At 58.9% G+C, this 21,777-nt stretch carries 18 protein-coding genes; 13 read left to right on the plus strand and 5 right to left on the minus strand.

Annotated features, from left to right (window positions below):
• Positions 1-33 precede the first annotated feature (33 nt).
• The 4 genes from DWY05_RS05185 (at position 34) to DWY05_RS05200 (ending at position 7,434) form a co-directional block, all read left to right on the plus strand.
• Positions 34-708: a response regulator transcription factor gene (locus DWY05_RS05185; protein ID WP_233504000.1), complete on the plus strand. Its 675-nt coding sequence runs from the start codon at positions 34-36 to the stop codon at positions 706-708.
• Complete coding sequence (locus tag DWY05_RS05190; protein ID WP_117820835.1) at positions 705-1,856, plus strand: ATP-binding protein; 1,152 nt, start codon at positions 705-707, stop codon at positions 1,854-1,856. Before DWY05_RS05185 ends, DWY05_RS05190 begins: the two co-directional genes overlap by 4 nt.
• Before the next feature lie 68 nt (positions 1,857-1,924).
• Positions 1,925-2,929: a helix-turn-helix transcriptional regulator gene (locus DWY05_RS05195; protein ID WP_117820834.1), complete on the plus strand. Its 1,005-nt coding sequence runs from the start codon at positions 1,925-1,927 to the stop codon at positions 2,927-2,929.
• A 155-nt stretch (positions 2,930-3,084) separates the two neighbouring features.
• Positions 3,085-7,434 carry a hypothetical protein gene (locus tag DWY05_RS05200; protein ID WP_117820833.1) on the plus strand — a complete coding sequence of 1,450 codons (4,350 nt, stop codon included), beginning with the start codon at positions 3,085-3,087 and terminating at the stop codon, positions 7,432-7,434.
• Between the two features lie 175 nt (positions 7,435-7,609).
• Here DWY05_RS05200 and DWY05_RS05205 read toward each other — a convergent pair whose 3' ends face one another.
• Entirely contained in the window at positions 7,610-8,170 is a 561-nt protein-coding gene (locus tag DWY05_RS05205; RefSeq protein ID WP_199409570.1) for a sugar O-acetyltransferase, read from the minus strand.
• A 236-nt stretch (positions 8,171-8,406) separates the two neighbouring features.
• Between DWY05_RS05205 and DWY05_RS05210 the strand changes: the two genes are divergently transcribed.
• From DWY05_RS05210 to DWY05_RS05220, 3 genes are all read left to right on the plus strand, one after another.
• Positions 8,407-10,404, plus strand: coding sequence for a type IIA DNA topoisomerase subunit B (locus tag DWY05_RS05210; RefSeq protein WP_117820832.1), 1,998 nt, complete (start codon positions 8,407-8,409; stop codon positions 10,402-10,404).
• A 45-nt stretch (positions 10,405-10,449) separates the two neighbouring features.
• A complete protein-coding gene (locus DWY05_RS05215) occupies positions 10,450-12,690 on the plus strand; it encodes a DNA gyrase subunit A (protein ID WP_117820831.1) in 2,241 nt (746 codons plus the stop codon).
• A gap of 245 nt (positions 12,691-12,935) precedes the next feature.
• Positions 12,936-14,030: an ATP-binding protein gene (locus DWY05_RS05220; RefSeq protein ID WP_117820830.1), complete on the plus strand. Its 1,095-nt coding sequence runs from the start codon at positions 12,936-12,938 to the stop codon at positions 14,028-14,030.
• Between the two features lie 108 nt (positions 14,031-14,138).
• On the opposite strand, the gene DWY05_RS05225 is transcribed toward DWY05_RS05220, so the two are convergent.
• Positions 14,139-14,669, minus strand: a complete 531-nt coding sequence (locus DWY05_RS05225; RefSeq protein ID WP_117820829.1) for a flavodoxin family protein — start codon at positions 14,667-14,669, stop codon at positions 14,139-14,141.
• 321 nt (positions 14,670-14,990) lie between these two features.
• On the opposite strand from DWY05_RS05225, the gene DWY05_RS05230 reads away from it, so the two are divergent.
• Positions 14,991-15,908, plus strand: coding sequence for an LPXTG cell wall anchor domain-containing protein (locus DWY05_RS05230; RefSeq protein ID WP_117820828.1), 918 nt, complete (start codon positions 14,991-14,993; stop codon positions 15,906-15,908).
• A 212-nt stretch (positions 15,909-16,120) separates the two neighbouring features.
• On the opposite strand, the gene DWY05_RS05235 is transcribed toward DWY05_RS05230, so the two are convergent.
• Positions 16,121-16,447: a helix-turn-helix domain-containing protein gene (locus DWY05_RS05235; RefSeq protein ID WP_117803809.1), complete on the minus strand. Its 327-nt coding sequence runs from the start codon at positions 16,445-16,447 to the stop codon at positions 16,121-16,123.
• 151 nt (positions 16,448-16,598) lie between these two features.
• On the opposite strand from DWY05_RS05235, the gene DWY05_RS05240 reads away from it, so the two are divergent.
• Positions 16,599-16,952: a cupin domain-containing protein gene (locus DWY05_RS05240; protein ID WP_117803810.1), complete on the plus strand. Its 354-nt coding sequence runs from the start codon at positions 16,599-16,601 to the stop codon at positions 16,950-16,952.
• Here the strand turns inward: DWY05_RS05240 and DWY05_RS05245 are convergent.
• On the minus strand, positions 16,949-17,506 hold the full coding sequence (locus tag DWY05_RS05245; protein WP_117820827.1) for a TetR/AcrR family transcriptional regulator: 558 nt from the start codon (positions 17,504-17,506) through the stop codon (positions 16,949-16,951). The genes DWY05_RS05240 and DWY05_RS05245 overlap by 4 nt on opposite strands.
• Before the next feature lie 143 nt (positions 17,507-17,649).
• Here DWY05_RS05245 and DWY05_RS05250 point away from each other — a divergent pair, with 143 nt between their 5' ends.
• From DWY05_RS05250 to DWY05_RS05270, 4 genes are all read left to right on the plus strand, one after another.
• On the plus strand, positions 17,650-18,615 hold the full coding sequence (locus DWY05_RS05250; RefSeq protein WP_199409568.1) for a hypothetical protein: 966 nt from the start codon (positions 17,650-17,652) through the stop codon (positions 18,613-18,615).
• A gap of 3 nt (positions 18,616-18,618) precedes the next feature.
• Entirely contained in the window at positions 18,619-19,317 is a 699-nt protein-coding gene (locus tag DWY05_RS05255) for a hypothetical protein (RefSeq protein ID WP_117820825.1), read from the plus strand.
• Positions 19,305-20,156, plus strand: coding sequence for an NAD-dependent protein deacetylase, SIR2 family (locus tag DWY05_RS05260; RefSeq protein ID WP_117820824.1), 852 nt, complete (start codon positions 19,305-19,307; stop codon positions 20,154-20,156). The genes DWY05_RS05255 and DWY05_RS05260 overlap by 13 nt, the downstream gene beginning before the upstream one ends.
• A 393-nt stretch (positions 20,157-20,549) precedes the next feature.
• Positions 20,550-20,969 carry a YjdF family protein gene (locus DWY05_RS05270; protein ID WP_117820823.1) on the plus strand — a complete coding sequence of 140 codons (420 nt, stop codon included), beginning with the start codon at positions 20,550-20,552 and terminating at the stop codon, positions 20,967-20,969.
• Between the two features lie 561 nt (positions 20,970-21,530).
• On the opposite strand, the gene DWY05_RS10095 is transcribed toward DWY05_RS05270, so the two are convergent.
• On the minus strand, positions 21,531-21,777 hold a 247-nt coding region (locus tag DWY05_RS10095), incomplete at its 5' end, for a hypothetical protein (RefSeq protein WP_233511293.1).

Consider the following 21,777-nt stretch of genomic DNA (forward strand, 5'->3'; position numbering starts at 1 on the left):
TAAGCGCGATTTGGAATGTGCAAGGAGACTGTTATGCGTATTTTGATCGTCGAAGACGAGCGAGCACTGTGCGATGCAATCGCGCGCAGCTTGCGAAACTTGGCGTACAGTGTCGACTGCTGTCACGACGGACAGGAGGCGCTCGACCTACTGGACGTTGAGGCCTTCGACCTCGTGGTACTCGACCTCAACCTTCCCCGTATCGACGGCATGACCGTACTCAGGGAACTTAGGAAAACTGACTGCGAGACCAAGGTACTGATTCTGTCCGCACGTGGCGAAGTATCCGATAAAGTCGCCGGACTCGATGCCGGCGCCAACGATTACCTCACCAAGCCGTTTCATCTGGACGAGCTTGCGGCAAGAATTCGCAGCCTTACCCTCAGACGCTTTACACAAAGCGACATAATTTTAACCTGCGGAAAGCTCCGCTTTGACACCAAGGCGCGCATCGCTTCCGTGAACAGCGAGGCTTTATCTCTTACGCGCAAGGAAACGGGAATTTTGGAATACCTGATGCTTAATCAGGGACGTCCGGTAAGTCAAGAGGAGCTTATCGAGCACGTTTGGGATAGCAGCGTGAACAGCTTTAGCAACGCAACCCGCGTTCATATCTCGTCGCTGCGCAAAAAACTGCGCGGCGCTTTGGGATACGACCCCATCCGCAACCGAATCGGCGAAGGCTACGTTATGGAGGATGGAGAATGAAAGGGCTTTCGCTGCAATGGCGTATAACGATCATGACGGCACTGCTGACGTGTGCGGCATGCGTGCTGACGAACTGCCTGGTCGGCTATACGGGCATGCGCTACATGGATGCCATCGGCAGTGACATCTCGGCCTTTAACGCAACCGGCGCGGATTCGCCCCAGGCGTTCGACCCAACGAAAGCTGCCCTCGATGACAAGGTCACGATCGTCGTAAACGACGCACAGGAGTCTTTTGGCACGACAACCTGGTGCATCACGGCTGGAGTCACACTCCTTGGCGGCGTGCTGGCATACTTTGTGAGCGGCCGTGCGCTTAAACCGCTACGGGCTTTTGCCGCCCAGGTTGAGCGTGTGCAGCCTGACAACCTAAGCGAAATCAGACTCAGTGAAGATGTGCCCACCGAGCTACAACGATGCAGCGCCTCTTTCAACGACATGATCGCCCGTCTTGGCGAAGGGTTCTCTGCACAGCGTCAGTTTACCGGCAACGCCGCACACGAGCTGCGCACCCCGCTCGCCCTTATGCAAGCACAGATTGAACTATTCATCTCCGAGCACTCCGGTTTGCAACCCGAAACAGCCGAGCTACTCGGCCTGCTACAAGAACAAACCGAGCGCATGTCTCGAATGACCAAGGTGTTGCTCGAGATGAGTGAGCTCTGCAGCGTTCCTTGCGAGGACGATGTGGAACTTGGTCCCTTGTCCGAAGAGGTCCTCACCGACCTTGCGCCACTTGCCGAAAATAAGGGCATAGCCCTCAATTGTGCTGGAGACGCTTTAGTAATCGGGAGCGACACGCTCCTCTATCGGCTGGTGTTTAACCTGGTCGAAAATGCCATCCGTTACAGCCGCCCCGGCTCGACTGTCAACGTCTCCATCTGCGACAACAACAGCCGCGTGTTCCTGCGAGTCGAGGACCAGGGCCTGGGAATACCCAAGCAGTACCAAGAGAGCATCTTCCAACCGTTCTTTCGCCTAGACAAATCCCGCAGCAGGGCATACGGCGGCGCAGGACTCGGACTAGCGCTCGTTTGGGAGATTGCAGCGCTTCACGGTGGCACGGTAGAGGTCGAAACAAGTTCCGAGAACGGGACCACTATGCTCGTAAGCCTTCCAAAACGATCCGCAGCGTTACCCGAACAGTAAAACAAAAGGGGTCCCGAGCAACAGGAGTACAATTGCTGCTATTGTTGCCAGCTGTTGGGAGATGGAAGATGGACTGCGATGGCTACCCATGCGTTCCCATGCCGTTAATGTGCACTGCCTTTGTGCCGGGGCAGATTGACGCTGCGGTTGCAGGCATTTCCGACCCCGATTCACGCGCCATTGCCACGGCAGAAGCGCTGTACTTTCGCGGACAGGCCACCCTCGCTGCCAAGACGGCGCGCCCCTATCTTGACGCCACCGATCCCGCGCTGCGCTATTCCGCATGCTTTATCTGCGGATACGCCAGCCTGTCGCTCAACCGTATCGCCGACGCCCGCCGGTGCCTTGCTGGCATCCTCGATACGCCGGTTGACGAGGAATCGCCCGCCGTCCACGCCACGCATATCCTGTTCGCCTCGGCCGCGAGCGTCCTGCTGCACTTGCCTTCCCCGTATTCCGCCGAAGAGTTTTATCCGCTTGCGGCGCATCTGCCCGAAGGCCTACGCCTGTTCGCCAGCTACGTGATGGCGCATGCCCTGTACCTGCGCGGCGAATATGGCCGCAGTCTGGGCATGGCGGAAAACGCCCTGATCATGAAACAGGGAAGCTATCCGATCTCGGAACTGTTCCTTCACCTGGTAGCTTCCATGGCATGCATGAGCCTCAAGGACATCGACGCCGCAAAAACGCACTTCGGAGCTGCTTGGAACATTGCGCGTCCCGACGGCCTTATCGAGCTCATTGGCGAGCACCACGGCCTTTTACAGGGGCTCATCGAGGCGTGCCTAAAAACGCAATGCCCTGACGACTTCGCGTGCATCATCGAGATCACGTACCGCTTCAGCTACGGCTGGCGGCGCATCCACAACCCCGATTCGGGCGAGGACGTGGCCGACGATCTAACGACCACGGAATTCACCATGGCCATGCTCGCCTGTCGTGGGTGGACCAACGCCGAAATCGCACGCCATATGGGAGTATCGCCGGGCACCGTTAAAAACCGCCTATCCGGCGTATACGCAAAGCTTGGCATCGGCACACGCGCCGAGCTGGTCGCGCATATGTTACGTTAGCGACCGGACTGCCAAGCGCATCGAACGCGTTCCGGAACCCGGCGCTTCGCTCGATCAATTTGGACATTTTGACCCTTGAACGGCACTACCGCCACAGGGCGCCTTCTCGCAAAATTGGATTATTTCCACCGATATTTGCGGGATGGGAGCCCAAGATGCTTGATCGCCGTTCGTTACTTGTCGCCGGAGCGTCCTCGCTAGCGAGCATTATGTTGCCTCGCGTGCCGGGAAGCGAAAATGCCTTCCTGCTGCCGTTCGCGCCCACCGCGGCCTATGCCGACGAAGAAGACCCCTTCAGGGTGCTCGTTCTCTCGCGCACCATGTTCGGTGTGGTCGTGGTCGACGTCGCCAACAAGAATACGCCCATCAAGGGAGCACAGGTCACGCTCACGTCCCGCTACGCCGCAGGCAAGCAGCTCGCCGCCACGACCGATGACGAAGGCACGGCCATTTTTGAGGTCGCGCCGCTTTCGGAAGGCTACGTAGACGAGGCGACGCTTCTCGACGCGTACGACTTTAACGGCGGCATCTCCATTAGCATGGCGGGCTACCGCGATGTCGAGATTCCCCTCGCGCGTGTCCAAGGCGGCACCGCCATTACCGCACCCACACGTCCGCTCTCCGATGGCGAGCCGTACTTTCGACAGCTCACGTTCGACGAATGGGACATCCAGTACGCCGACGCCACGTTTATGGCAATGCCAGCGGACGACGCGGCAAACGAGCAGCCCGACACGCACGCCTTCACTGTACAGGCTCATCTGCCGCAGGGCGGACAGGCAACGCTGCACGTCAACAAAGTGACGCCTGCCGCGGGCAGCTCACCCGAAACCGTCACGCAGATCGGTCAGATCAAGGCCAGCGCATCGGGTTCGGATAATCTGGCAACGTTCACACTCGAAGACAAGTTCCTCAATGCGGCATCGGGCCTTCTGGAAGAAGGGTGCAAGCTGCGCTTTGTCCTCGACTATCAGGGCAAAACCTACACGCTCTCATCCCCTATGGCCGTTGTCACCGCGCCGGCCGCAAAGTCGGAATCGGGCTCGACCACCATCATTCCCACCACTATGGACCAAGAGATCACTCCGTTTGATTTCCCAGCGGCGTTTCCCGGCATCGGCGGCAACAAGTTCACCTGCTGGATGCCCTCGTTCCCCATTCTGTTCGATTTCTCGTTTGCCGGGTACGTACTGTTTGGCGGAGGATACAAACCAGCCAGCTATATGAACGATTCGGGCAATCCGGATCCGGAGTACTGGAAGAAGTCACCGCGTGAGTCGGGCGCCAAGCAGGCAAACCGCTACCTCGACGAGATGGAGGGGAAGTGGAATCAGTACAAGAGCATGAGCGCCGGTTCGGGCACCGATCCAAGGAACACCAAACTGCTTCGCCATCACTGCACACTGCTGTTTACGATGGATATCGCCACGCAGCTGTACGGATCGCTCGCCTACGACTGGGTGGGCAAAACCTGGGGTGATAACAACGACCCTGCATACGGCAATATTAAGGCCCTCTTCCAGGTAAGAACCGACCTCAATTGGACCGAGCAGTTTACCCTAGGACCAGTGCCGTTTTTCCTAAACGTCAACCCCTGGGTGCTAGCGAAGCTGGCGCTCGCCGTGGGCGCCCACACGCACGGTAGCGGCGCGGCGTTTTTCAAGAACATTTCGCTCGACTATTCCAACACGTCGGGCTCGTTCACCATCCAGATCGGACTTGCCGTCACCTTTGGAGCCGGCGTTGCAGGCGTCGCTTCGTCCGCCGTGCGTGGCGCCGCATCCCTCACGCTGTTCATTGGATACGAGAAGGCGGATGGACACCAGCTTCCGCGACTGCGCGTAGGTGCAGACGTCGATGTCGATGTGATACTCCAGTTCGTAATGTTCAAGTGGACCACCAAAGCTTGGTCGGGATCGTGGCCCACACTCCTCGATTCGTGGAATATGTCGGTGAACAACGGCGACCAGTATGTACTCCAGCGCTCTGAGCTTGCATTGGGTGGGGATACGCCTTATACGCTGGATGCCTGCTTCGGCTCGGCCGGCAACGCCGAGGCAGGTGGTGTGCCGCAGTTTATCGCATCGGCCACCATTGTCACCAACGCCGAGCTGCTCGCACGCGCCGAGGTTAAGGCCACTGCCGTAAACGTCGCGTCTGTCGTACGCGATTGGAATCAAGCGGTCACGCGCATTGAGCTCGAGGCGGATGCAGAAAGCGACGACACGGGACAGATCGAGCATTTCGTCCATGCACTGATAGAAAACGACGAAAATGCCGCGCCGATGTATGAGTACACCTACATCGGTCAGGCAACGAACGCCGTTGCGGACCCCAACGCCAATTCTGCCGGCGTGTCGGAGGACGAGCGTGGCGGTATCAAGCCCTCGAGCGACAACGTGCTGTTTGCTGGCGTGCTCAGCGAAGCCCACATGAAGCTGACAATGATTGCCGGCGTAGAATGCCTGTTCCGTATCGCCTCGGTGTGCTACGGCGACAATGGCCGCTCGCGCCTGGTGGTGCACACAAGGGCAAACGGCACGTGGTCCGCCCCCACGCCCGTGGACTTTCCCCTTGGGTTTGGCGAGGGCGACGTGGAGCGCGACGGCATATACGATTACGACTTCGACGTGGTGGAATATACGGACGGGAGGGGAAACCAGGACGCCTACGTGCTGCTGGTCTCCGGCGAGCGCCCCGACGGCGACAACACCCTTTTCGATACGGCAAGCACAGCCGGCATACTGTCCGTCGTGCGCCTGCGCATAAGTAATGACGAGATACGCGTGGTGTCGCATACGTCATGGCGCAGCATCTCGCGCGGCCGCCTGCAAGAGGATGGCCACCATTGCCTGCAGTGCCCGCGTATCACGGTGGGCAAGACGCTGGTCGACGGGCGCCTGTCGGGTGCCTACCTCCACCGCCACGGAACCACCGCAGAAAAGGCGCTCGGCAGCGAGGCTGAGGTTGCGCTGGAGTGCTTTACCCTGTGGTCGGACGTTTCGGGCGACAGCCTGACGTTCCGCCAAGTTCTCCGCTTTCCGCAAGCACCGTCGAGTATCGAGCTGGGCGAACCCGAAACTATCAACGGCAAAATGGTGGTGCCCGTTGCGTACGAGACCGCAGACGGCTGCGGCTGCGCATCGTACGCCGTGATCGGCCAGTCCATTGCGGGCTGGGGCGTTATGTCACCAGATGCCACAGTACCCCGTGCGGTGCCGTGGCCACAACATTCGGGCTTTTTGGCAACCGTCAACGAGCAACTGCAGCATATTACTTGGACGCGAGGCGCATCGGCATTTGCAACGCAGCCCGTGGGTGCCGCAGGCTGTGGCCCGGCATCGTTTAGCGTAAGCAACAACGGCAGGTGCGTGCTCTATGTAGAGAACACCGATGGCAAGGTGGGACAAACCTACGACGAAGAAGGCAACCCGGTAGCAGTGATGGGCAAGCACTTCCGCATCTTCGCCAGCACCTTGGCAGGCGATCTGTTCACGGAGCCGTTCGTGATGTGCGAACTGGACCATCCCGTCGATCAGATAACGACATTTTTGACGTCGGGAGGCATGCTCTCCACGCTCGCCACGCACATTGTGAGCGCAGAGAAGAGCGAGGCAGAGCTACACGGCATCGAAGTGCCCTTGGTGGCGTGCGCCACTCCGACGGGGGCGGTCGCCACCTCGGGCGCGGTGGTGCCCGGAGCAGCAGGCGAATCCTTCATGGTCACGGTGCGAAACGACGGCAACACCTTGCTGACCGCCGGCACGATCGATCTGTACCGAGAGGGCTCCAGCCAGCCGTTCTCCAGCGCATCCATCGGATTCGGAGTGAACGCACGTATGGCATCGATCTACGATCCGGAGCTTGCCGAGGACGCTTCGGCCAACGACATGGCACACGTGAAGTACGCACTCGAGACGCTGGGCGCACGTTTTGCGACGCACCCGCTGGTAGCCGACAACGGCAACGCCGTGCTGGCACCGGGTTGCACGGCACAGTTCCGCATGAGCTTCGCCATCCCCGAGAGCTGGAGCGACGAGGTGGGCAAACGCGTAACGCTATATGCGAAGGCGCGTAATCTGGTGGCGCTCGATCCCGTAACGCTCGAGGAAATTCGACCGGGCGCAAACTCGGCGCTGGGTGCCGTACTGCACGAGCTTCATGTGCCCGACGCGGCATGCGAGCGCTCAGAAGTTCAGGTCGGCGTCTGCGACAGCGCGGATACGACAGGACTTCACGACGCCCCGATGACGATTGATGGCGATGGCGGCTCGAGTGGAGGTGGCTCCGGCGGAAGCAGCTCCGGCAGTGGCAAGGACCACGACACTAACAAGCGCTCCGGAAAAGCGGGCGCGCTCGCCGGCACGGGCGATGTCAACGCTCCCCTTACGGCAGCCGCTGCTGCACTCGCCGCAGCTGGTGCCGGCCTTGTCGCCTACAGTGCCCGCCGCACGGCGCTCGAAAACGACACCGCTAATAAGGTCAATTCGGATAGGCCTCGCTAGCTCCTAGTTACTTTTGTGAGAGACGCCGACTCGGCTCATCGAACATCAAAATGGGCTGGTTCTGAATACCCAGAGCCAGCCCATTGCGCATTAGATGTCGCCGGCGGAATCGAGCTCGGCTTCCTCGCCCCGCATTCCACCGAGGACAGTGGGGCATTATCGTTTAAAAGCTCGGTTATTGTTCGATGACCTTCTTGACGACTGCGGGGACGCCTGCCGCCACCACGTTGTCCGGAAGGTCTTCCGTCACGACGCTGCCCGCGGAAATTACGCAACCGCTGCCGATGGTAACCCCCTGCAACACGGACACGTTCGCGCCAAACCAGCAGTTATCGCCAACAACAATGGGCAGAGCCCTCTCGAGACCCAAGTTGCGCTCTTTTGCCCCAAGGGGATGCGAAGCGGTGTAGAAGCCGCAAAACGGCCCAATAAACACGTTGTCACCAAAGGTAATAGAGCCACCGTCCATAAAGTAGCAGCCATGGTTCACAAAGCAGCCGTCGCCAAAGGTTGTCTTGTCCCCGTAGTCAAAGTAGGCAGGCGAAAGGATCGTCAGCCCCGCCGGAAGATCGGTATCGAGCAAGGTTTTTAGGGCGTCAAGCTGCGCGTTGCTTCCGGGTTTTCCCATATTGAAGTCATAGCAGAGCTCCTCTGCCCTCGCCCGTTTTGCCAGAAGCTCCTCGTCAAAGTTGGCATCATGCCACTCCCCGCGCTCCATCTTCTCTTTCTCGGTCACTGTGAGCCCCCTCAAACAACATGCAGTCTTGATGCGGCAATTCTATCAGCCGATAAGCCACGGTTTTAACGCGAAAGCCGCAGCGAGCAGGAGATGGTCGCAGAAGCCAAACGTCACCGGCTTCGAACGTGCGTTCGATGGATTTCGTGTTAGGTGGAATCGCCCAAGGCCCGGGCTATGCTACCTTGACTATCTATATGACTAAAACGCAGCAAGGGAGCACCGAGAGAGCGAGTATGGCAAAAAACACCGCAAACTATGGTAACGACAGTATCCGCCAGCTCAAGGACGAGGAGCGCGTACGCCTGCGCCCCGCCGTCATCTTTGGCTCGGACGGACTCGACGGTTGTGCGCATGCCGCCTTTGAGATCCTGTCCAACGCCGTTGACGAGGCGCGCCAGGGCTACGGCAAGCTCATCACCCTTACCGCCTTTCGCGATGGTTCCATTCAGGTAGAAGACAACGGCCGTGGCTGCCCGCTCGACTGGAACCCCTCCGAGAAGCGCTTTAACTGGGAGCTCGTCTTTTGCGAGCTCTACGCAGGTGGCAAATACAACAACAACCAGGGCGGCGACTACGACTTCTCGCTCGGTACCAACGGCCTGGGCTCGTGCGCGACCCAGTACGCATCCGAGTACATGGACGTCACGGTTTGGCGCGACGGCAACAAGTACTCCCTGCACTTTAAGAAGGGCAAGGTCGTTGGCGCCAAAAAGAAAGCGCTTGAGATTGAGCCCAGCGACGAGGACCGCACCGGCACCACCATCAAGTGGCGCCCCGATCTTGAGGTCTTTACCTCGATCAGCATTCCCCACGACTGGTATCGCGAGACCATGCGCCGCCAGGCCGTGGTCAACGCCAACGTGACCTTCCGCCTGCGCATTGAGGGCGACGATGGCGAGTTTTCCGAAGAGGACTTCTGCTACCCCAAGGGCATCGAAGACTACGTGCTCGAGAAGGTCGGTACCGACTACCTCACCGAGCCCTTCTTCATCGAGGCCGACCGTCGCGGTCGCGACCGCGAGGACCTGCCTGATTACAACGTAAAGATCACCGCGTGCATGTGCTTCTCTCGCACCTTCATGATGCAGGAGTACTACCACAACTCATCGTGGCTCGAGAACGGCGGCTCGCCCGAGAAGGCGGCCCGCAGTGCTCTGACCAGCGCCATCGACGCCTACATCAAGCAACAGGGCAAGTACAACAAAAACGAGAGCGGCATCAAATGGCAGGACGTCCAGGACTGCTTGGTGCTGGTGACCAACTGCTTCTCCACCCAGACGTCCTACGAAAACCAGACTAAGAAGGCCATCAACAACCGCTTTATCCAGCAGGCTATGACTGCCTTCTTTAAGGAGCGCCTCTCGACCTACTTGATCGAGAACAAGGACGCTGCCAACAAGATCATGGAGCAGGTGCTCATCAACAAGCGTTCGCGCGAGAACGCCGAGAAGACGCGTCAGAGCATCAAGACCAACCTGCAGCAGAAGACCGACATGGCCAACCGCGTGCAAAAGTTCATCGACTGCCGCTCCAAGGACAAGAGCCGCCGCGAGATCTACATCGTAGAGGGCGACTCGGCAGCAGGCGCCATTCGCACCTCGCGCGATGCCGAGTTCCAAGGCGTTATGCCCGTCCGCGGTAAGATCCTCAACTGCCTGAAGGAGGACTATCCGCGCATCTTTAAGTCCGACATCATCATGGACCTTATGCGCGTGCTGGGCTGCGGCGTGGAAATCAAGGACAAGCGCATCAAGAACCTCGGTGCCTTTGACCTGGATAACCTCAACTGGAACAAGGTCATCATCTGTACGGACGCCGACGTCGACGGTTATCACATCCGCACGCTCGTGCTCACCATGCTCTACCGCCTGGTGCCCACGCTTATCGACGAGGGCTACGTGTATATCGCCGAGTCACCGCTCTACGAGATCAACTGCAAAGAAAAGACCTACTTTGCCTACACCGAGCTCGAAAAGAACGGCATCCTCAAAGAGATCGGCGACCAGAAGTGCTCCATCAACCGCTCCAAGGGTCTTGGTGAGAACGACCCGGACATGATGTGGCTCACCACCATGAACCCCGAGACGCGTCGTCTGATCAAGGTGGAGCCCGAGGACGTCACCAAAATGGAAACCATGTTCAACCTGTTGCTGGGCAACGACGAGGCGGGCCGCAAGCGCCATATCTCGGAGCACGGCAAGGAATACCTGGACCAGCTGGACCTGCAATAGCAGCAAATCGATAACGACGGCCCATAAGAAGTTCAAGAGGATATCGTGGCAAAGAAGAAGACGAAGAACCAGCCAAAGAAAAAGCAGGTCAACGCCGAGAACGTCATCGGCCTGCACTCCGAGGTCACCGACCAGCCGATCACGCAGACGCTCGAGGTCAACTACATGCCCTACGCCATGAGCGTCAACGTCTCGCGTGCGTTCCCCGAGATCGACGGCTTTAAGCCCTCGCACCGCAAGCTGCTCTACACCATGTACAAGATGGGCCTGCTCAAGGGCGAGCGCCAGAAGAGCGCTAACATCGTGGGCCAGACCATGAAGCTCAACCCGCATGGCGATGCCGCGATCTACGAGACGATGGTGCGTCTGGCTACCGGCAACGAGGCGCTGCTCGCCCCCTTCGTGGAGTCGAAGGGCAACTTTGGCAAGTACTATTCGGGCGACCTGAGCTACGCCGCTTCGCGTTACACCGAGGCCAAGCTCTCCCCCATCAGCGCCGAGATCTTCAAGGACATCGACAAGGACCCGGTCGACTTCGTCGACAGCTACGACGGCGCCATGAAGGAGCCGCGCCTGCTGCCCACCACGTTCCCCAACATCCTTGTCTCGGCCAATAAGGGTATCGGCGTCGCCATGGCGTCCGACATCTGCGGTTTCAACCTCAACGAGGTCTGCACCGCCACGATGCACTACCTGCAGGATCCCGACTGCGACCTGCTCGAGTACATGCCCATGCCCGACTTCTCGACCGGCGGCGAGATTATCTACCGCCGCGAGGAGATGGAGAAGATCGTCGAGACCGGCCTGGGCAGCTTCCAGATCCGCTCCCGCTGGCGCTGGATTCCCGAAGAGCGCATCATCGAGGTGTACGAGATCCCCTACACCACCAAGACCGATGTCATCATCGAGCGCATCGTCAAGCTCTCCAAGGAGGGCAAGGTCAAGGAGATCGCAGACATCCGCGATGAAACCGACCTTTCGGGTCTGCGTATCGCCATCGACCTTAAGCGCGGTGTCGACCCCGACAAGCTCATGGCCAAGCTCTATCGCTCGACCACGCTGCAGGATTCGTTCTCGTGCAACTTCAACGTGCTCGTCGACGGCTATCCCCGTGTTATGGGCGTGCGCCAGATTCTGCACGAGTGGGTCAAGTGGCGTATTGAGTCCACGCGTCGCCGCATTAACTTTGACCTGGGCAAAAAGTCCGAGCGCCTGCACCTGCTGCACGGCCTCGAGGCGATTCTGCTCGATATCGACAAGGCCATCGCCATCATCCGCGGCACCAAGCTCGAAGCCGAGGTCGTGCCCAACCTTATGAAGGGTTTCGATATCGACGAGACCCAGGCCGAGTTTGTTGCCGAACTTAAGCTCCGCAACATCAACGAGGAGTACATCCTCAACCGCACCAAGGACATCGCCAAGCTCGAGGGCGAGATTGCCGAGCTTGAGGAGATCCTCTCCAGCGAGGAGAACATCAAGAAGGTCATCAGCGACGAGCTGGCCGCGGTCAACAAGAAGTACGTGATGCCGCGCCGCACGGGCAGGATCGAGCCCCATGAGGTTATCGAGGTAAGCTTGGAGCCCGAGGTCGAGGAGTACCCGGTTACCATCATGCTCTCGCGCGACGGCTACCTCAAGAAGATGACGGACCGCGTGCTCAAGAAGGCGACCACGCTCAAGTACAAGGACGGCGACAAACCCTTTATCGAGTTCCCGTCCTCCAACACCCACGAGCTGCTGGTCTTTACCAACAAGAGCCAGGTGTACAAGTGCAAGGTCGCGGCGTTTGAGGATACCAAGTCGGCCCAGCTGGGCTCGTATCTGCCGACCGACCTCGAGATGGAACCCGACGAGAGCGTCATCTGGGTCATCGACCCCGAGGACTACAAGGCCGACGTGCTGTTTGTCTTTGAGAACGGCCGCGTGGTGCGCGTCGCACTTGCCGGATACGTCACCAAGACCAACCGCAAACGCCTGAAGAACGCTATCTACGGCGGCAGCAAGCTGCTGTATGCCCAGGTACTCAAGGAAGATCGCGACATCGCGCTGGTCTCGAGCGACTATCGTTTGATGAACTTCAACACGTCGCTGCTCAAGACCAAGACGACTACCAACACGCAGGGCGTCCAGGCCTTTACCGCCAAGAAGGGCCGCTCGGTCACCACCGTCGGCACAACCGAGGAGATCCTTGGCGCCGGCGTCTCCGCCGAGAAGTTCACCGCGCAGAGCCTCCCCTCTGCCGGTGCCCTCATGAAAGAAAACGACATGCCGAGCCTGTTTGACTAGGACGACGGCAACGAGATCGTTAGATACTTCGCAAAGCGACGAGGCCCGGAACGCAACGGCATTGCGCCCGGGACTCGTCGTTTTTCTTCTCAACTATTTTTTAACGCAGATAAATTGATTTCTGCTTATTTTTCTGCGTAAAAATGTCAGCGTCACTGCTTCGATGCCCTTTGGTCAGTCGTTAGCAAAACTTGCAAAAATTAGCAAAAGTTGCAAAAATTAGCAAAACTTGCAAAGGAGCTACCATGGAGTACAGCAAGAACCCCTTTACCCCAACATTTGGAAGCGTCCCTCCCTTTCTAGCGGGTCGCGAGCATATCCTGTGTGACATCAACCGTGGCTTTATCAATGGCCCGGGAGATCCCAACCTGTCGACCATTTTTACTGGCGCAAGGGGAACGGGCAAGACGGCGCTTCTCTCGCTCCTTTCAGAAACGGCGCTTGAACACGACTGGATCGCAGCAAATGTCTCCGCCATGCCAGGCATGCTCGAAGATATTATCGAGCGAACCAAAGAAGCCGCAGATAGCTACCTCTCACAGCCTCACGCACGCATAAACGGCGTTCAAATTGGTCCAGTGGGCATCGATTGGACATATGCTCAAGAGGCCCAGGGCAACTGGCGCACACGCATGAATGGCATCTTTAAGCAACTCGAAAAACATGACATCGGACTTCTCATCACCATCGATGAAGTCACCGTCGATCTCGAAGAAATGCTTCAATTTGCCTCTGTTTACCAGCACTTTGTACGCGAAGGTAAAAAAGTTGCCCTACTCATGGCAGGACTGCCCTACAAAGTATCGGCGCTGCTGCGCAACGATTCCGTCTCGTTCCTCAGACGCTCCCAGTATCATCAGCTGGGACGAATCACTGATGTTGAGATTGCAAATGCATTTCGTAAAACCATTGAAGCAGGAGGACGCTCAATCACGCCAGAAGCGCTCGAGGATGCCGTGAAGGCCGTCGACGGATTTCCCTACATGATGCAGCTCGTCGGATATCGCACTTGGGATGTTTCGGAAAACTCGCCCCAAATCAGTACATCCGATGTCCGGCAGGGTTCTCTGCTTGCCCGTATGGAGCTGCGCGATCGTATTCTCGAAACGACCTATCGAGAGCTTTCTGACAAAGACATTGAGTTTTTGCTCGCGATGCTGCCCGATTCTGGCCCCAGCAAGGTCTCAGAAATTGCCAAGCGTATGGGCGTCGCCAGCAACTATGCAAGTCAATACAAACGCCGCCTCCTCGAGGACGGCGTTATCGGGGAACGTGGACGCGGCCTCGTCGGCTTCGACATCCCCGCGTTCAGGGAGTTCCTGAGCGAGAAGGCGTTTTAGCACACCGGAATTGTCCGCTGGAGCATCGTTGCATAGCAATCAGCAATCCTCTTGGTAAGGGCAACAAGCATTTCCGCTTGTGCTGATTGCCATGCGCCCCTCTTGTCCTTAGGCGAGCTTGCGGGCGAGCTCGCGCACCTCTTCCAACTTGGGCGAGGAGGCCATGCTGTCGCGCTCGGTCATACCGCTGATGGTGATAATGCCTTGGTCCTCCCACTTGCAGTACGCGCAGGTTGCCTTGTACATGGCGATCGCCGCATCATAGACGCCCTCGCTGTGGCTATCGAGCAAAAGGGCCGTCTTGGTGAACGGGAAGCCCGTAGCACCGAAGGCGTACAGGCGGTCGATGGCGGCCTTCTCCTGCGCAGTGATATCAAACCAGTAGATGGGCGAAGCGAAGACAACCATGTCGGCGTCTTTCAGCGACTCGATCACGCCGGCCATGTCGTCCTTCTGCACGCAGACGCCCTCATGGGCGAAGCAGTACTGGCATCCCAAGCAGCCGGCGATCTTCTTGCTGGCAACGCGGACGACCTCGACCGTATTGCCGCCCTCACGCGCGGTCTCGGCAAACGCCTCGACCATGGTATCGGTATTAGCGCCCTTACGCGGGCTGCCGCTCAATACAACGATTTTCATAGGATTCCCTCTCCTTCATGCCGCAGACGCGCGGCACACATTTCGTTGTAACCAAAACAGATGGAGCTATTCAGTCGTCCGCAGACCACATCTCTCGTTCGTGTTCTCTAGACATAATCTCATTGCCTGATAACTCCTCGACCGTCTTGACTCTCTCTCCGAGAATTGAACAGCAAATCGTTGCTCGCAAAGTATCGCCTGTGGGAAAATTAACTTGAGCTTTCTCCCTGCTCGCGTAAGCGTTCGCGTGAAAGAGCCTAGCCGCATCGGCCAGGCGCAATATAGATCCGCGGAAACCGGCCTACGAACAAGGAGCGCCTTATGTATGGACAGCATGCACCACAAACCCAGAACGATCGAACCAGCTCGTTTATCCGCAGCGTCAAGCGTCATGTGGGCGTTAGAGCAGTCGCCTTCGGAGCGATTATTCTTGTGTCAGGGCAGCTCTTGCTACCCAATTCGGCACTAGCGGCCGAAACGCCCGAACCCGATGCTGCAACGCCCATCACCCGCAGCGAAGCCAACACGGACGGCAACTTCACAGCTACCACCGTTGTCGACCATAACTATGACTTGGAGCTCCCTCCTGCCTTCATATTGGTCCAGAATGAGGCGTTTGTATACGACTTCCCCGACAAACCCGAGGATTTCGGCTACGGGCTTAACGACACCATCCACCTCTTCAAGGTCGACACCGATACCAAAAGCCTTATAAAAACCGAGAACCCCAAAGAAGCCAGCGTCTCTATTACGCTGACCATGATCGACAATCACGTAAGAGCAACCGTAGTCTTTACAGGCGGCTACGCCGACGACCAAATCCCTTATAGACTAAACCTCGACAGCTCAACCCTCCTTGGCACACACGTTGACCGTGACTACGATAGCGGCCAGGGGATTATGCGCGAAACGCGGCACGACTACTACATCCGCTGCGTCTTCGACAGCGACGTGCAATTGATTGCAACCGACGTGACCGATTCCGAGCCCAGCCCTGACGTTAAACCGAACCCAGAGGTAAAACCCGAACCGGAAACCAAGCCCGAGCCCACACCGCAGCCCGAGGCAGAAAAGCCCGCGGCAAATCCCGTTTCCACCAAGGCAGTAGCGGCGGTTAAACCAGCCGGGACCACCCTACCCGCGACGGGCGACAACGGTGCGATGGCAGTCGCCCTGAGTGTTGCCGGTGGTGTAGTTGTAGCAGTTGGCATTTCCGCAACAAGGCGTCGCAACCGCTAGCCAGCATTTCGTACCTCGCAGACAAAGATCCATCCCCGCTCCGACGAACTGCACGAGCGGGTCGCTGGAGGGGACGTTCGGACCCGAGTCCGAGCACTTTGTCTACAGTTGCCTATACACCACCAACGTTCTGCGAAGGCGACGGCACCTCACGGGAGAACTGCCATCGTACTCGTCGCCGCGCTCCGCCCCCCCCCTAAGCGATGTGCCTGCTACGAAACAATTGTCTTGTAATAAGCGCCGAAGTCTGCCAGCGAGTCCATGATGGGCATCATCTGGCGGCCGAGCTCGGTAAGGCCATACTCAACGCGGGGAGGATTCTCGCCATAGTCATGGCGAAAGACCAGCCCATCATCCTCCATCTGCCGCAGGCTGTCGGTAAGCACCTTCTGAGAGATCCCCTCCAGGTTGCGGCGCAACTCGTTGAAACGCCAAGGGCGTACGCGTAAGTTACGAATAATGAGCAGTTTCCACTTGCCGCCAATGAGCGCTACCGCCGTTGCGACCGGACACTCCGGAAGCTCCTCTTTCGCCATCATGGGAGACCCAACCTCCTTGACCATACCGGTTTCACAAAAAGGCACGCAGTTACAAATATGTGCGTACTCGTATTTGCATGCGCTTTCGCGTTGAATATATCTCACGCAGGAGATGCCTGCAAGGTAAATCAACCCCAAGAGAGGAACCATTATGGCTAATTATGCAAAGACCCACATCGGCAATGAGAGCCGCGTTGAGCTGCACGAGGTGCTCGGGCTTACCGGGGCAGAGGTGAGTATCAACAGTCTTCCCGCCGGCGCTGGCGTTCCGTTCGTCCATGCACACAAGGAAAACGAGGAGATCTATGGCGTGCTCGAGGGCGCAGGCTCTGTCACGATCGACGGTGAGGATATCGAGCTTGCGGCCGGCGACTGGCTGCGCATTTCCCCCGCTGCGCATCGTCAGTTCCGCGCCGCGTCCGACTCGGGGATCACATACGTCTGCATTCAGGTCAAGCAGGGATCCCTCGATGCCTTCACGGCCGACGACGCCATCATGTTCTAATTCGCGATTAATCTGCAAGGGGCCGATACCGCCCGCATGCCCCCTTCGGAATAGGCGCTGAGCAACTCCTGGGCGTGGGCGAACTCGGGACCTCGCCTCCAACCGAGCAGGCGGTTGACCGCGAGATTACCCTGGACGTTGTGGACGAAGAGCAGATAGGCGTCCTCGCGCGAAAGCCCGGTCTCCTCCATGATCGAGGGAACCATCTGCTCAGCGCCGCGCTTGACGACGCGTTGCGCCACCCGGGCGTACGCGTCGTCATCCGAGTAGAGCAGATAATAGTCATCGTTTGCCGGCGGGCGCTGGCAGAGGGCCCCCGCCTCCGTTCCCTCAAGCGGCGGCGCCTCTGCCAGGGCCTCGTCGATAAGTGCGTCGAGCAGCGCGAACTTGTCCTCGTAGTGCAGATAAAACGTGCCGCGGTTGATATCGGCGCGGCGGCAGATATCCGCCACCGTCATCTTCGCGAAACCGACCTCGGCCAGCAGCGAAAAGAACGCTTCCCGTATGACCGAAAGCGTATAGCGTCGGCGACGATCAATCTTCCCCGATTCCATTGCCCCTCCAATCGCAACGCTCGACAATGCCCAGCAATCGTTCGTTTATCGACGGCGCATCGAAGCTGTTCATTGCTCTCGCATAAATCAACATGGATACTTTTTATCAACACCTGTTCATAATAGCTGAAAGAAGGCATCCAGTGACTCTATACGAGCAGCTCGTTGTCGAGCTCACCAACCGATCGTTTTCCCTTCAGACCGCCTACCGCAGCGGCGGCACGCCCTATGAGCTGAGTGACCGCGAGCCCGAGCCCTACGACCGGCAAATCAAGGACTTCGCCCGCATGATCGAGGAAGCCGATTGCGTGCTGGTGGGCGGGGCCTCCGGGCTCTCCGCGGCGGGCGGCGGCGACTTCTACTACGAGGACAACGCGACCTATCGCAGGCATTTCGGCAAATTCGCCGAGCGTTACGGTTTCAGGGGCGCGTTTGAGGGGTCGACCTACCGCTGGCCCACCGCCGAGGCACGCTGGGGTTATCTTGCCACCTTCCTCGACACCACATTCAACGCTCCGCTGCGCCAGCCCTACAAGGACCTCGACGCTATTCTTGCCGAGAAGGATTTCTTCGTGCTCACCACCAACCAGGACACGCAGTTTGTGAAGCTCTACCCTTGGGAGAAGGTGGCGGAGATCCAAGGCGACCACCGCTTTTTCCAATGTTCCCGCTGCTGCACCGATGACGTATGGGATGCGACCGAGCCCGTCTCCCGCATGATCGAGGCCATGGGAGACGGTCTGGAGGTTCCGACAGAGCTCGTGCCGCGCTGCCCGCACTGCGGGGCAGAGGCGTTCCCCTGGGTTCGCGGCTACGGCAACTTCCTGCAGGGCGAGCTCTACGAGGAGCAGTACCGCAAGGTGTCCGACTGGCTCGACGCGCACGCGCGGCAGAGGATTCTCTTCCTCGAGCTGGGTGTGGGCCGCATGACGCCCGCATTTATCCAGGAGCCGTTATGGGCCCTCACGGCGCAGTTACCGCAGGCCAGTTACATCGCCGTGAACAACAAGACGCAGTTTCTACCCCGCGCAATCGAGGATCGGGGGCTCGCCGTTCGCGCCGATATCGCCGACGTGCTCGCCGACGTGCGCAAGACGCTGGGGAGGTAGCGCATGGAGACGGCGAAAGCAGTTCGCATAGGCACGGCGCTTTCCGAGGCGGATCTTGTCATCATCGGCGCCAGCAACGGGCTCGACATGGCAGAGGGGCTCAACCTCTTCTGCGCCGATGCTCATTTCCGAGAGGTGTACGGGGACCTCGCCCAGGCAGACGGCATCGGCTGCATACTGCAGGGGCTCGTCTCTCCGGATGCAAACGTGCGACGCCGATGGGTCGAGCGATTCCATCAAAAGGAGTATGTCGAGTATGAGCCCAGCCCGCTCATGAACGAGCTGCGGCATCTTACGGAGCACGCCGACACCTACGTGATCACGTGCAATATTGACGGGCATTTCGCACGTGCAGGGTTCAACGAGAACCGCGTGCTCGAGACGGAGGGAAGCGCGCGCACGTCGATTGACGAGCAGCGTCTCGCCCATCCAGACGCCCTCGCCACAGCCCAGCTCGAGGGGCTCGAGTGCCTCGTGCGCACCCATCGCAACGGCAGGGTCGCCATCCTCGAACTTGGCGTGGGACTGCGCAACGGCATCATAAAGCGCATGCTCGCCCAGATCGCGAACGCCTGCGAGCACGCCACCTACATCGTGTTCAACTACAGCCAGGCCATGGCGCCCGATACATCGTGCGAGACGATTCTCGTTGACGGCGATATGGCCCCGGCTTTCGAGGAAATCGCTCGATGCTGCCACTAGAAAGCAAAGCACACAGGCTTCGAAGTCTTATCGACGATGCCGACGCCATCATCGTCGGCATCGGCTCGGGCATGTCGAGCGCCGCCGGGTTCAACCATTACAACCGCGCAGGCATGACGCGCGCCGGAATGGAGGACTGGCAGCAGGCCTTTGGCTTCAAGAGCCTTTTCGACGGCTTCTACCACCTCTACCCCAGCCTCGAGCAGCAATGGGCCTACTACGCGCGATACATCGACTTCATGCTGCGCGAGCCTGCCTCACAGCCCTATCTCGACCTGCGGTCCCTCATCGGCCATAAGGACCACTTCATCCTGAGCACCAATGTGGACACCCAGGTCGAGAAGACGTTTCCCGCCGAGAGAATCTGCAACTATCAGGGAAGCTTCGCGCACCTTCAGTGCAAGCAGCCGTGCTGCGACGAGCTCTTCGACGCGAGCCCCTACGTCGAGCGCATGCTCGCGGGCATGGCGGGATTCGAGGTCCGCAGCGAGGACGTCCCCCGATGCCCGCACTGCGGCTGGCAGCTTGTGCCGTGGGTGCGCGACGACACGTTTCTGCAGGGTGCGGCATGGCGCGAGAGCCTCGGACGATATGAGCACTTCGTGCGCGAGCGCGGCGATGGCCGTGTGCTGCTGCTGGAGCTCGGCGGGGGCGAGATGACCCCTGGCATCATCACGCTCCCGTTCTGGAGCATGGCCGCAAAGCTGCCGGGTGCGCACCTGCTGAGCGTAAACATCTCGGGCGACTCGGCCCCACTGCAGCTCGGGAGCAAGGCGGAGGCGATTCAGGCCGATTTGAGCACACTGCTCGCTGCGGCGCGGGCAGGAGACGGTGCTTAAGCCTTCTTGTTAGTCGCTTTGAGGTATTCCTCGTCGTCCACGGGCTCCAGCCACTCGTTGAAGGTCTCCTCGCCCGGAACCTCCAGCGCGAGATGGGAGAACCAGCCGTCGGGCGCGGCTCCGTGTCAATGCTTCACCCCCGGGGCGATGTTGACCACATCGCCCGGGCGCAGCTCCTGTGCCGGCTTTCCCCATTCCTGGTAAAACCCTCGACCAGTCACAGCATGCCGGCAGCGAGGTCAATGCGCATTCGTTCATGCTACAATCCAACCACCAGAGATGAAAACACAGTCCCCGTCGGGTAGTCGTGGGCGTGCGGGAGTCCGCATCAGTAACCTGCCTCCTTGGTTGTCCCTTCTCTGCATGGTCATCTACATAAAGGAGGAACCAACCATGCAGATCAGCGTGTCGTCCACCCTGACCGTATATCACGACGGCCAATTCTGGGTCGGGCTGGCGGAGCACGTCGAGGACGGACGGTACGGCGTCGCCCGCATCGTCTTCGGCGCGGAGCCATCCGATGAGGAGATTCTGAAATTCGTCGTCGGCAAATGGGAGAAGTTCTCGTTCTTCGATGGCAAACCGGCTGAGGCAAGCAAGCCCATAAAGAACCCCAAGCGACGCGCTCGCGAGGCGGCGAAAACCCTCAAGCAGCCAGCGATGAGCACCAAGGCGCAGCAGGCGCTCGCGGCACAGAGGGAAGCGTTGAAGCAGGAGTCAGCTCATGCAAGAAGCCGACGCCGCGCGGAAGAGGCTGATGCGCGCTACGAGCAGAGAAAACTGAAGCGCAAACAGAAGCATCGCGCGCATTGATCGCCATTTGCAGCAAGGCAAACCATATACAGCAGCGGCGTCAGCTCCACTTGGAGCCGACACCGCGTAGACGCTGATGGTGACGGCTATGCACCGGCACGGGCGCGCCACCGCACTTCACAGCTTGTTTCTCAAGTATTTGGGACGCACACGCGGCGTTCAAAAATGCGGAGCGACTCCGCATGGCTCGAGACTGAGCCGAGGTGCCCTACTTCTCGCCCTCCAGCAGCCCCACGATGCGGTCGATGTCGACGGCGAAGCGGGGCCTTCCCTCGCGCTCGTAGCGGTCGAGGCATGCCTGGCACTCGGAGACAATGCGCTTGGTGTTGCCGTCAATGATGCGCTGGGGCGTCTCGTAGTAGGCCGAACCCTCGGTCCTAAAGCGACGCTGCCCCTACAGGTGAGCGATACTCTACGCCTTGCGGCACCCCGTCGCCCACGGAGGTTAAACGTGCACGTAAGCCGTACTCTGAAAGCCGCGGCTTCCGGCAAGTAGTTTTTACCACGAAAACTCGCCTTAGATGCGCGTAGCTCTCAAAATAACACTCGCCGAGCCGTTGCTTAACCGCCGACCTCGCTTGATGCAGAGGGCATTGGGGCAACGATAATGCGGATGAGTGTCGAGGATTCAAGTGGGCCTCGTGCCGTCCTTTCTGCGTTCATGTGCCCGTCTTCATTGCCTGAACTAAATTCCCCAAATAGAGCGTTATGGAGCGCATCGCGACGTTGCATGAAGAAGCCCCAGATAGCCAATTTGAACTGCGCCCCAATTCTTGGACGGGCTAATAAGCGGCCTACGCCGCACATA

It is taken from the genome of Collinsella sp. AF23-4AC, from assembly GCF_003462685.1.
Lineage (GTDB): Bacteria > Actinomycetota > Coriobacteriia > Coriobacteriales > Coriobacteriaceae > Collinsella.

Bases quoted from the DNA above. Each gene is read 5' to 3' on its own strand.
- DWY05_RS05255 (WP_117820825.1), top strand. From the start codon at position 18,619: ATGGAGACGGCGAAAGCAGTTCGCATAGGCACGGCGCTTTCCGAGGCG.
- DWY05_RS05220 (WP_117820830.1), top strand. From the start codon at position 12,936: ATGGAGTACAGCAAGAACCCCTTTACCCCAACATTTGGAAGCGTCCCT.
- DWY05_RS05230 (WP_117820828.1), top strand. From the start codon at position 14,991: ATGTATGGACAGCATGCACCACAAACCCAGAACGATCGAACCAGCTCG.
- DWY05_RS05185 (WP_233504000.1), top strand. From the start codon at position 34: ATGCGTATTTTGATCGTCGAAGACGAGCGAGCACTGTGCGATGCAATC.
- DWY05_RS05210 (WP_117820832.1), top strand. From the start codon at position 8,407: ATGGCAAAAAACACCGCAAACTATGGTAACGACAGTATCCGCCAGCTC.
- DWY05_RS05235 (WP_117803809.1), bottom strand. From the start codon at position 16,447: ATGATGGCGAAAGAGGAGCTTCCGGAGTGTCCGGTCGCAACGGCGGTA.
- DWY05_RS05200 (WP_117820833.1), top strand. From the start codon at position 3,085: ATGCTTGATCGCCGTTCGTTACTTGTCGCCGGAGCGTCCTCGCTAGCG.
- DWY05_RS05240 (WP_117803810.1), top strand. From the start codon at position 16,599: ATGGCTAATTATGCAAAGACCCACATCGGCAATGAGAGCCGCGTTGAG.
- DWY05_RS05225 (WP_117820829.1), bottom strand. From the start codon at position 14,669: ATGAAAATCGTTGTATTGAGCGGCAGCCCGCGTAAGGGCGCTAATACC.
- DWY05_RS05195 (WP_117820834.1), top strand. From the start codon at position 1,925: ATGGACTGCGATGGCTACCCATGCGTTCCCATGCCGTTAATGTGCACT.
- DWY05_RS05270 (WP_117820823.1), top strand. From the start codon at position 20,550: ATGCAGATCAGCGTGTCGTCCACCCTGACCGTATATCACGACGGCCAA.
- DWY05_RS05260 (WP_117820824.1), top strand. From the start codon at position 19,305: ATGCTGCCACTAGAAAGCAAAGCACACAGGCTTCGAAGTCTTATCGAC.
- DWY05_RS05245 (WP_117820827.1), bottom strand. From the start codon at position 17,506: ATGGAATCGGGGAAGATTGATCGTCGCCGACGCTATACGCTTTCGGTC.
- DWY05_RS05190 (WP_117820835.1), top strand. From the start codon at position 705: ATGAAAGGGCTTTCGCTGCAATGGCGTATAACGATCATGACGGCACTG.